The sequence below is a fragment of the Streptomyces botrytidirepellens genome (genome assembly GCF_003721215.1).
Classification (GTDB): domain Bacteria; phylum Actinomycetota; class Actinomycetes; order Streptomycetales; family Streptomycetaceae; genus Streptomyces; species Streptomyces himastatinicus.
In genome coordinates this window covers 1-9,666 of the sequence record NZ_RIBZ01000278.1, presented here as the reverse complement: position 1 = coordinate 9,666, position 9,666 = coordinate 1, and the positions used below count along the sequence as shown (strand labels likewise).

The window sequence follows — 9,666 nt, the reverse complement described above, 5'->3', positions numbered from 1 at the left end:
GCGCTGGTCGGCTCGGCGGCGGTCGCCGCCGGACCGGCCCAGGCCGCGCCGCGGGTACCGGCCAAGGCCCCGGCGGCCGCCGCGGAGTGCAGCGCCCCGTACACGATCCAGGAGACCCTGGACGGCGGCACCACCTGGCGGATGTGCTGGCACTACGAGAGCAAGGCCGGGCTGGTCCTCGACAACGTCTCGTACCAGCCCAAGGGCGAGGCCCGCCCGATCAAGGTGCTGACGTCGGGGAAGCTCGGCCAGATCCACGTCCCGTACGACGACGGCAAGACCGAGTACGACGACATCACCGGCCAGGGCTTCGCCCAGGGGCTGCAACAACTGAACCCGGCCGAATGCCCCGGCGGCACCATCAAGACCGTGCGGGTGCCGGACGCCTGGGACCCCGACCACCCCGACGTCAAGGGGCTGTGCGCCACCACCCGGGCCCGCGGCCATGCCTACCGCATGAACGACGGCCGGAAGCTCTACCAGGCCCAGGGCAAGGACCTGCTGGTCTACACCGTCAACCAGGTCGGCTGGTACGAGTACATCACCGAGTGGCGGTTCGCGGGCGACGGCACCATGTCGATGCAGGTCGGCGCCACCGGCACGCTCTCCCCGATGGACTACGACGCGGGCGACGGCCGCGGCTGGCCGATCGGCAAGGGCGCCAAGGACTACGCCACCAGCCACGCCCACAACGTCTTCTGGCGGCTGAACTTCGGCCTCGACGGCTCGCCGAAGAGCAAGGTCGAGCAGTACGACTCCAAGACCACGGCCACCGCCGGCCGCATCCCCAAGACCAAGACCACCCGCACCCCGGTCGGCAAGGAGCTGGCGGGCGACGCGGTGGGGGCGCGCTGGTGGCGCGTGGTGAGCACGGCGGGCAAGAACAAGGACGGCCATCCGCGCAGCTACGAGATCGTGCCCGGCCACACCACCAAGTACCAGGGACGCAGTTACACCAAGCACGACGTCTACTTCACGCAGTACAACAAATGTGAACAGTTTGCGAGCAACAATCTGGCGAACTGCGGCGCCGGGGCCGGTAAGAGCGTCGACAAGTGGGTCAACGGCCAGACGCTCACCCACCCCGTGGTGTGGGTCAACGTCGGGTTCCACCACATCGCCCGTGATGAGGACCAGGAACCGATGCCGGTGCACTGGCAGGGCTTCCAGCTCGCGCCCCGCGACGTGACCGCGATGAGTCCCCTCACGCCCCCTGCACTCACCCGTCACAACGGCCATACACAAGACTAAGGTTGACCTTCAGGCCGACCGGAGTGTCGCACCGCCCCCGCCCGAGCAGTAGTCTGCGGTGATCGTTGGAGCGGGGGCGGAAGGCGGTGCACAGGTGAGCTCGGGCGGGCTGGAGCTGCCCCCTGGTGACGGAGGTCCCGGGGGTGACGGCTCCACCGAGGCACCCCCCGGTGCGGTGTCCCTGGTGCGTCCGATGGAGATCGGAGCGGAACTGGACTGGGGCGCCGAGGCCTGGGACGAGGTGCGGACGCGCGCACGCCGGGCCGGGCGGGCCTACATCTGGCTGAATCTGGTCGAACAGCGGCTGCGCGCGGTGGTCGGCGCGGTGCTCCGGCCGATCTACGAACCGGTCCACGGCGACGACTGGGTCATCGCCGCCGCCGGACCGGCCGGCCAGGAGTGGGTGCAGCGGGCCGTGGCGGTCCGGGAGGTGAGCCGCCGCAAGGGCTATCTGCTCGACCCGGCCGACGACAATGTGCTCAGCTTCCTCACCCTGCCCCAGCTGCGCGAACTCCTCGTCCAGCACTGGCCGTGCTTCGAGCCCTACCTGGACGACCGGCGCGAGGTGGAACTGGCCCTGGACGAGCTGGAGGTCGCCCGCAACGTCGTCTCCCGCAACCGCGCCCTGTCCGGGACCGTGCTGGCCCAGGCCGAGCGCGCCTCGGCCCGGCTGCTGGAGATCCTCGGCAGCGGCACCGGAAACCCCTCCACCGACCGGCTGCCGATCGACGCGGTCGAGGACCTGGTCGGCGACCGGTACGCGGACGTGGTCGGCGTCCACTCCGACCGGGTGCGGCTCCAGCGCCAACTGCCCGTCGAGGACCTGTTCGCGGGCGCCCGCCGGCTGGACGCCGTCGGCATCGGGCTCAACCTCCTGGTCCAGAACTACTCCGGCCGCCGCCTGGTCCGCCTGGCCGAGTCCGGCTGCCGGGCCCGGCTGCTGTTCCTCAACCCCGCGAGCAGCGCGGTGCGGCGGCGGGAGCGCGAGCTGGGGCTGAAGAAGGGCGAGCTGAGCCGCTCGGTGGAGATGAACATCCTCCACATGCGCCGGGTGCGCGCCGCCCTGCGCGACCCGGGTGCCTTCGAGATCCACGTCTTCGACGAGACCCCCCGCTTCACCGCCTACCTGGTCAACGGCGACGGCACCGACGGCCTCGCGGTCGTCCAGTCGTACCTGCGCAAGGCCCGCGGCATGGAGGCCCCGGTCCTGGTCCTGCGCGGCGGCGGCCGCGGCCGCGAGGTGGTGCGCGACGGGCGCGACCCGAACGAGGGCGAAGGCGGGCTCTTCGGCACCTACCGCGAGGAGTTCGAGAGCGTCTGGTCGGACTCCCGTCCGGTGTCCTGAGCTCCGGCGCCGTCCCGTACGGTGCGGACGGTACGGGCCGTCCAGCGGCCGTCGGTGCGGGTGATGCGGACCGGGTGGTCGAAGCACTTGGTGATGGCGTCGGTGGTCACCACCTCGTCCACCGCGCCCGACGCCAGGCACTGCCCGTCGCGCAGCAGCATCGCGTGGGTGGTGGACGCGGGCAGCTCCTCCAGGTGGTGGGTCACCAGGACGGTGGCCAGCTCCGGGTGGGCGAGCCGCAGGGCGTCCAGGCTGTCCAGGAGCTGTTCGCGGGCCGCCAGGTCGAGGCCGGTGGCCGGTTCGTCGAGCAGCAGCAGCCGGGGCCGGGGCATCAGGGCCCGGGCGATCAGCACCCGGCCGCGCTGCCCCTGGGAGAGCGTCGGCCAGCGCGCCTCGAGCTTGTCGGCCATGCCCAGGGTGGTCAGCAGCCGCTCGGCCCGCTCGCGCTGGGCGGGGTCGGGGTGGCGGCGGGGGATCGGCTCGACGGTATTGGTCAGCCCGGTCAGGACGACGTCCCGCGCCCGCAGCGGGGAGCGCAGCGGATGACGTGGGTCGACATGGCCCACGTACGCGCGCAGCTCCCGCAGGTCCACCCGGCCCAGGGTGCGGCCCAGCACCTCCACCGCGCCCCGGGTGGGGTGGGCGTGCGCGCCCAGCAGGCTGAGGAGGGTGGACTTGCCCGCACCGTTGGGCCCGAGCAGGGCCCAGTGCTCGCCCTGGCGGACGGTCAGCGAGATCGAGCGCAGCAGGTGGGCGCCGTCGCGGACCACGTCGACGTCGTCGGCCCTCAGGACGGGGGCGCCGGTCATCGTGTCTCCTCGGCGATGAGCGTCATCACGGATTCCACGTTCTTGACGGTGGCGGCGATCGCGGCCTCGGGGTCGCCGTCCGCCAGGGCGTCCAGCAGCGCCGTATGGGCGCAGGTCAGATCGGGCAGCCCGGTCTCGTGGACGACCATCTCGACCAGCTCCTCGCGCAGCACCGGCAGGACGGAGGTGAACAGGCCGAGCAGCACGGCGTTGCCGGACAGCTCCACGACCGTGCGGTGGAAGGCCAGGTCGGCGTCCACGAAGGCGGCGGGACCGGCCGCGGCCGCCTTCTGGCGGCGCTTGAGGTCGTCGGTGAGCCGGGTGAGGTCCTCGGGGCGCACCCGTCGCGCGGCCAGCCGGGCGGCCTCCACCTCGAGCGCCCGGCGGACCTCGTAGACCTCCAGCAGCCGGGCGCGGCGCAGCAGTTGCCGTACGTCGCGCGGCTCCCGCGGCTCCTCGGCGGCGTAGGTGCCCGAGCCGTGGCGTACGTCCAGCAGGCCGTCGTGGGCCAGCAGCCGCACGGCCTCGCGCACCGAGGAGCGGCCGACGCCCAGCTCGGCGGCGAGGGTCACCTCGCTGGGGAGGCGCTGGCCGGGGCGCCAGCGCCCCTCGGCGAGCATCGCGCGCAGCGCGCTCTCGACCTGCGGCACGACGCGGCCGTGCCGCAGCGGTGAGGTTTCCGCCATCTCGTCTCTCCCGGCGGGCTGTTGATCATGTCCGATGGCCCTGCGGACTCTAACAGAAGTCCTCAGACGTCTGAGGATTTGGGTGTGGGGAGTGGGCACAAGAGGTGCGCAACCGCCCGCAAACCGGCGCCCAAGCGGCCCGGCCCAAGCTGCCGTTGGGTCACATGCCAGGACGGAACCGGGGGGAGTGGTCCAGTGCATCTGCTCGACCTGCTCGCGGCCCGTGCCGAACCGGCGGCCGCGGTCCTGCTGACCGTCACCCGGCGCTGCCCGCTCGCCTGCGCGCACTGCTCGACCGCCTCCTCGATGGGGAGCGAGCAGATCGACGCCGCCGTGCTGAAGCGTTTCGTCGGGACGTTCACCCCGGCCGACCACCCCGCATACGTCCTGCTGACGGGCGGCGAACCGTTGCTGCGGCCCCGGCTGGTCGCGGAGATCGCGGAGCGCGTACGGGACGTGGGCGGCCGCACCCAGCTGCTGTCCGGGATGTTCTTCGCGGCCCACGGCCGGACCCCCGCGCCGGTGCGGCGGGCCATCGACGCGGTGGACCACTTCGCCGCCAGCATCGACGCCTTCCACGAACGCGAGGTGCCGCGCACCGCGGTGCTGCGCGTGCTGCGGCAGCTCCTGGACGAGGGCAAGGACGTCAGCGTCCAGCTCACCGGCCGCACCCCTGACGATCCGTACCTCCGGGAGGCCGCCGAGGCCATCCGCCACGAGCTGGACGACCGGGCGCCGATCCTGGTCACCGCCGTCAAGCGCGCCGGGCGAGCCCGCACCTGGCTCCCGGNAGCCCGCACCTGGCTCCCGGAGCCGGGGGCCGCCCCCGGGACCGCGCCCGCGTCCGGAGCCGCACTCGCGCCCGCGTCCGGGGCGGCCACCCGCCACCGGACCACCGTGCCCGCGCCCTGTGCGCTGGCCGCATGGCCGGTCGTGTGCTTCGACGGCAGCGTCGTGGCCTGCTGCAATCAGGACGTGGTCGACGCCGCCGCCCTCGGGCGGCTTCCCGCCCATCTGCGGCTCGGGCACATCGCCCACGACGGCTGGGCCGCGATCCGCGAACGGCTTCTGGAGCGCGAACTGCTGCGCGGCATCCGGGCCTTCGGGCCCCGGCACCTGGCCTCGCTCGCGGGCGCCGAGTGCGACGGCTATTGCGCGGCGTGCGTGACCGCCCTGGGCGAGCCGGGCACCGCCGCGCGGGCCACGGAGGTGCTGGGGCGGCCGGGCGTGCGTGCGGTGGAGCGGCAGCTCGCGGGGCTCACCCGCGAGGGCGGGGCGGAGACGTTCCTGCGGCGTTATGGGACCGAGGGCTATCGCGAACTCGCCGCCCTCGGGCACGTCACGGACGGTGCGTCGTGATCAGCGTGGGTGCCGCGCTCGACGCCAGGATCGGGCTGCTGCGGCCGGGGCTGCGGGCGACGCTGGCCCGGGTCTGGGCGGTGCCCGACCCGGCCGCCGTCTATCCCGAATACCTGCATCTGACGCACCAGATCATCCGCGCGACCGTCCCCGTGATGGAGGCGGCCGCCGCCCGCAGCCGGGAGCTGGCCGACCGGGCGGCCGATCCGGTGGCGGCCGCGCTCGTCCCGTACTGGGCGCGCCACATCCCCGAGGAGCGCGGCCATGACGCCTGGGTGTGCGAGGACCTGGCCGCCCTCGGCCAGGACCCCGGCGAGCCCTGGCGGCGGATTCCGCCCGCCCCGGTGGCGGCGCTCGCGGGTGCCCAGTACTTCTGGATCGAACACCTCCACCCGGTCTGTCTGCTCGGCTACATCGCCGTACTGGAGGGCGACCCTCCGCACCCCCGGGCGGCCGAGCGGCTGAGCGCGCGCACCGGCCATCCGCGCGCCGCGTTCCGTACCCTCGACCGCCACGCCGCGGAGGACCCCGGCCACCGGGACGCGCTGCGCCGACTCCTCGACACCCTGCCGCTGGACGCCCGGCTGCGGCGCGGGGTGAGCGTGTCCGCCCTGAACACCGTCCAGCTGCTGGTGGCCGCCTTCGGCGCGCTCGCCGACCGGTTCACACCGCCGGGCGCGAGGAGCGTGTGATGGAACGGCTCTCGCTCACCGCGGCCCTGCGCCACCCCCGTTTCCGGCTGCTCTACGGCGGCCAGGCCATCTCCAGCGTCGGGGACTGGCTGGACTACCTCGCCCTCGTCGTCCTCCTCACCTACACCTGGGGCCACGGCGCGGGCGCGCTCGCCGCGCTCAGCGTGGCGGTGGCCGTCCCGATGGTGGCGCTCGCCCCGGTGGCGGGGGCGCTCGCCGACCGGATGAGCGACCGGATACGGGTGCTGGTCGGCTGCGATCTGATCCGCGCGGCGCTGGCGCTGGGCTATCTCGCCGCGCCCAACCTGCCGGTGCTGCTGGTGCTCGTGGTGTGCAAGGTGTCGTTCGGGGCCCTGTTCAACCCCGTCCACCAGTCCACGCTGCGCTCCGTCGTCCCGGAGAAGGACCTGCTCTCCGCGATGTCGCTCACGGTCTTCACCAACCAGGCCGCCAAGGTGGCCGGACCGGCGCTCAGCGGGCTGATCATCGCCGGGTGGGGGGTGCGGGCGGCCTTCGTCGTGGACGCCGCGACCTTCGTCGCCTCGGCCGCGCTGCTGTCCGCCGTACGGCTGCCGCGGCGGCCGGACCCGAAGACCACGGCACCGTCCGGCGACGGAGAACCCACCGGACTGCGGGCCGACATCGCGGAGGGGATACGGTTCATCGCCCGCACCCCCGCGCTGATCGCGCTGATCGGCAGCGTCGCGGCGACGCTCTTCCTCGTCCTCACCTTCGACACCCTCTCCCCGCTGGCCATGCGCGAACTGGGCGTCGGCGAAACGTCCCTGGGCTACGTGGTGGCCGCGGTGGGGCTCGGCGCGGCGCTCGGCACGCTCGCCATCAGCGGGCGCGTCATGGAGGCGGGGCCGTTCGTGGTGCTGGGCGTGGCCCAGATCGTGGTCGGCGCGGCGGTCAGCGGCATCGGCACCGGGCTGGGCCTCGACGCCCACGGCATGGTCTGGCTGTGGATGCCGCTCGCCGGGGTGCTCGGCTTCGCCGCCGCCGGGATCATGGTCGTCTTCCCGTACGTCCTGCACCGCGAGACGCCCCCGGAGCTGACCGGCCGGGTCACCGCGATCGCCAACGCGTTCCCGGTGCTGCTCCAGCTGGCCGCCCCGCCGCTGGGCGCGGCGCTCGCGAGCTGGTCGGGCGTCGGCTTCGTGTTCCTGACCGCCGGACCGGCGCTCGCGGCGCTCGGCGCGGTGGTCTGGCTCTACGGGATGCGCGTACGGCGCCGGAGCCCGCGCAGCGACGATGAACCACCCCCACCACCGCCCACCGGGAGGGCCGACACCATGCCGGACACACAGCGCCTGGACGCCCTGCGGGCCGCCGGGTTCCCCGTCGACGGACTCACCCCGGGGCAGCGGGAGGCGCTCCACGGGCTCAGCGACGAAGAGGCCGACCTGCTGATCTCCGTACAGCTGCGGCTCCAGGCCACCGCCGACGAGGTGGAGGCGCACAGCGGGGAGCCCATCATCGGCGGGGTGCTGTTCTGAGTTCGACCTTCTGATCTGAGCTTGGACCTTCCGAGCATTGACCTTCTGAGCTTCGACCTTCTGAGCTTCGACCTGGCCGAAGGGGGCGCCGTGCACGACATGAGCCGCAAGACCATCACCGTCGTCTTCTGCGACATGGTCGGCTCCACGGCGCTCAGCGAGCGGCTCGACGCGGAGGCGCTGCGCCACGTGATGCTGCGCTACTACGACCTGCTGCGCGCCTGCCTGGAGCGGCACGGCGGCACCGTCGAGAAGTTCATCGGGGACGCGGTCATGGCCGTCTTCGGCATCCCCGTCGTGCACGAGGACGACGCGCTGCGCGCCGCCCGCGCCGCCCTCGACATGCTGGCGGCCGTCGAGGAGTCGGGGGAGGAGCTGGAGCGCGAGACCGGGGCCCGGATCGCGGTGCGCATCGGCATCCACACCGGCGAGGTGGTCACCTCGGGCGCCGCCGACGCGGGCCATGCCCTGGTGTCCGGGGAGGCGGTCAACGTCGCCGCCCGGCTCGAGCAGCACGCCCCCGCCGGGCAGATCCTCATCGGCGCCGACACCCACGGGCTCATCGCGGCGCACGCCGAGACCACCGAAGTGGAGCCGCTGACCGTCCGGGGCAAGTCCGAGCCGGTGCCCGCCTGGCGGCTGACCGGGATACGGGACGAGGCGCGGACGCTCGCCGGGCCGCCGGGCGTCCCCATGGTCGACCGGGGCGACGAACTGGCCCAGCTGCGCATGGCGTTCGCCCGGGTGGTGCGCGACCGGTCCTGCCATCTGGTGACCCTGTTCGGCGACCCGGGCGTGGGCAAGAGCAGGCTGGCGCGGGCGTTCGCGGCCGAGGCGGAACGCGACGGCGCGCTGGTCGCGGGCGCCCACTGCCCGCCGTACGGCAGCGCCGGGCCGCTGGCCCCGCTCGCACCGCTGCTGACGCAGGCGCTGGGGGGTGTCCGCACAGTCGCGGGCCCGGCGGGACTGGGCGCACACCCCCTGGGCCCGAACCCCCGGGCGCGGCTGGCCGAGGTGCTGGGCGGCGGCGAGGCCGAACGGGACGCCGCCACCGCGCTGGCGCGGCTCGCCCGCACCGGCGTCTCCGGCACGTCCTTCGACGAGACGCGCTGGGCGCTGCAACTGCTGTGCACCGCGCTGGCGGGGAACCGCCCGCTGGTCGCCGTCGTGGACGATCTGCACTGGGCGCACGAGGACCTGCTCGGCGCGCTCGACCACCTCGCCGACTGGGTCCAGGGCGCCCCCGTGCTGCTGCTGTGCGTCGCCCGCCCGGATCTGCTGGAGCGCCACCCCCAGTGGGGCAGCGGCAAGCTCAACGCCACCGCGCTCGTGGTGCCGCCGCTCGCCGCCGACGACTGCCGCGAACTGGTGCTGCGGCTGTACGAGCCCGCGGCCGACCCCGAGGTGGTGCCGCACGCGACCACCGTCGCCCACGACGAGGTCGTGGAGCGGCTGGTGCACCGCTCCGAGGGGAACCCGCTGTTCGTCGAGCAGATCGTGGGGATGGTCAGCGAGAGCGACGACCCCCGCTTCGTACCCCCCTCGGTGCGGGCCGTCGTCGCCGCCCGGCTGGACCGGCTGGAGCCCGCCGAACGCGCGGTGCTGGAGTGTGCGGCCGTCACCGGCGCCGAGTTCACGGCCGCGGACCTCACGGCGCTGCTGCCCCCGGGGGCCGGTCCGGTCGAGCACGCGGTCCGCACGCTGGTGCGCCGCCGCCTCCTGGAGGCCGCCGGGGCGCCCGCCCCGACGGAGCCCGGCGCGGCCCGCTGGCGCTTCGTCAGCCAGCTGATCCGCGACGAGGTCTACAGCGGCATGTCCAAGCTGGTGCGCGCCCGGCAGCACGAGCGGTTCGCGGAGTACCACGCCGAACGCGCCCCCGACGGCCACCACACCATCGGCACGCACCTGGAGGAGGCGTTCCGGCTCCGGCTGGACCTGGGCCCGGCCGACGCCACCGCCAGGAGCACCGGCGCCCGCGCCGCCGACCACCTCGCGGCGGCGGGCACCGCGGCGCTCGGCCGGGGC

At 74.1% G+C, this 9,666-nt stretch carries 8 protein-coding genes; 6 read left to right on the top strand and 2 right to left on the bottom strand.

The features are described 5' to 3' along the window. Together EEJ42_RS22805 and EEJ42_RS22800 are read left to right on the top strand one after the other, a co-directional pair. A partial coding sequence (locus EEJ42_RS22805; protein ID WP_123102357.1) for a copper amine oxidase occupies window positions 1–1,251 on the top strand: 1,251 nt, incomplete at its 5' end. A 94-nt stretch (window positions 1,252–1,345) separates the two neighbouring features. Beyond that, on the top strand, window positions 1,346–2,596 hold the full coding sequence (locus EEJ42_RS22800) for an SAV2148 family HEPN domain-containing protein (RefSeq protein WP_123102355.1): 1,251 nt from the start codon (window positions 1,346–1,348) through the stop codon (window positions 2,594–2,596). Here the strand turns inward: EEJ42_RS22800 and EEJ42_RS22795 are convergent. Both EEJ42_RS22795 and EEJ42_RS22790 read right to left on the bottom strand, forming a co-directional pair. After that, window positions 2,545–3,405: an ABC transporter ATP-binding protein gene (locus tag EEJ42_RS22795; RefSeq protein WP_246097245.1), complete on the bottom strand. Its 861-nt coding sequence runs from the start codon at window positions 3,403–3,405 to the stop codon at window positions 2,545–2,547. The genes EEJ42_RS22800 and EEJ42_RS22795 overlap by 52 nt on opposite strands. Beyond that, window positions 3,402–4,091: a FadR/GntR family transcriptional regulator gene (locus tag EEJ42_RS22790; protein WP_123102353.1), complete on the bottom strand. Its 690-nt coding sequence runs from the start codon at window positions 4,089–4,091 to the stop codon at window positions 3,402–3,404. The genes EEJ42_RS22795 and EEJ42_RS22790 overlap by 4 nt, the downstream gene beginning before the upstream one ends. Window positions 4,092–4,118: 27 nt before the next feature. On the opposite strand from EEJ42_RS22790, the gene EEJ42_RS53890 reads away from it, so the two are divergent. The 4 genes from EEJ42_RS53890 to EEJ42_RS22770 form a co-directional block, all read left to right on the top strand. Continuing rightward, complete coding sequence (locus EEJ42_RS53890; RefSeq protein ID WP_425472944.1) at window positions 4,119–5,450, top strand: radical SAM protein; 1,332 nt, start codon at window positions 4,119–4,121, stop codon at window positions 5,448–5,450. Continuing rightward, window positions 5,447–6,142, top strand: coding sequence for an iron-containing redox enzyme family protein (locus EEJ42_RS22780; RefSeq protein ID WP_123102349.1), 696 nt, complete (start codon window positions 5,447–5,449; stop codon window positions 6,140–6,142). Before EEJ42_RS53890 ends, EEJ42_RS22780 begins: the two co-directional genes overlap by 4 nt. Beyond that, the gene (locus tag EEJ42_RS22775; protein WP_123102347.1) at window positions 6,142–7,641 is read left to right on the top strand and encodes an MFS transporter; all 1,500 of its coding nucleotides are present in this window, start codon (window positions 6,142–6,144) and stop codon (window positions 7,639–7,641) included. The genes EEJ42_RS22780 and EEJ42_RS22775 overlap by 1 nt, the downstream gene beginning before the upstream one ends. Window positions 7,642–7,662: 21 nt before the next feature. Next, on the top strand, window positions 7,663–9,666 hold a 2,004-nt coding region (locus EEJ42_RS22770; RefSeq protein ID WP_148082015.1), incomplete at its 3' end, for an adenylate/guanylate cyclase domain-containing protein.